The sequence below is a fragment of the Cupriavidus sp. WS genome (assembly GCF_000395345.1).
Classification (GTDB): domain Bacteria; phylum Pseudomonadota; class Gammaproteobacteria; order Burkholderiales; family Burkholderiaceae; genus Cupriavidus; species Cupriavidus basilensis_B.
In genome coordinates this window covers 1-508 of the sequence record NZ_AQPL01000598.1, presented here as the reverse complement: position 1 = coordinate 508, position 508 = coordinate 1, and the positions used below count along the sequence as shown (strand labels likewise).

General features: G+C 66.1%; 1 protein-coding gene. It reads left to right on the top strand.

The window, feature by feature from the left end:
* Positions 1 to 508 (top strand): single-stranded DNA-binding protein (gene ssb / locus K206_RS0135325; RefSeq protein WP_063826909.1); only part of this gene is annotated, 508 nt, incomplete at both ends.

Genomic DNA, 508 nt, shown 5'->3' with positions numbered 1-508 from the left:
TCAATAAAGTCATACTCGTCGGAAACCTCGGGGCTGACCCTGAAACCCGTTACATGCCCAGCGGCGACGCCGTGACCAACATCCGCGTGGCGACCACCGACCGCTACAAGGACAAGCAGAGCGGCGAGATGAAGGAAGCCACCGAGTGGCACCGCATCGCCTTCTTCGGCAAGTTGGCCGAGATCGCGGGCCAGTATCTGAAGAAGGGCTCGTCGGTGTATGTCGAGGGCCGCATCCGCACGCGCAAGTGGACGGACCAGTCCGGTGCTGAGAAGTACAGCACCGAAATCATCGCCGAGCAGATGCAGATGCTCGGCTCGCGCCAGGGCATGGGCGGCGGCGATGGTGATGACAAGGGCGGCGGCCGCGAATCGAGCGGCGGCGGCTACGGTTCGCGCAGTGGCCAAGGCAAAGGCCAAGGTGGTGGCGGCCAGCCGGCTGGCGGCGCAGCGCGCCGTCCGCAGCCGGCGCCGGCGCCCTCGAATGGCTTCGAGGACATGGACGACGA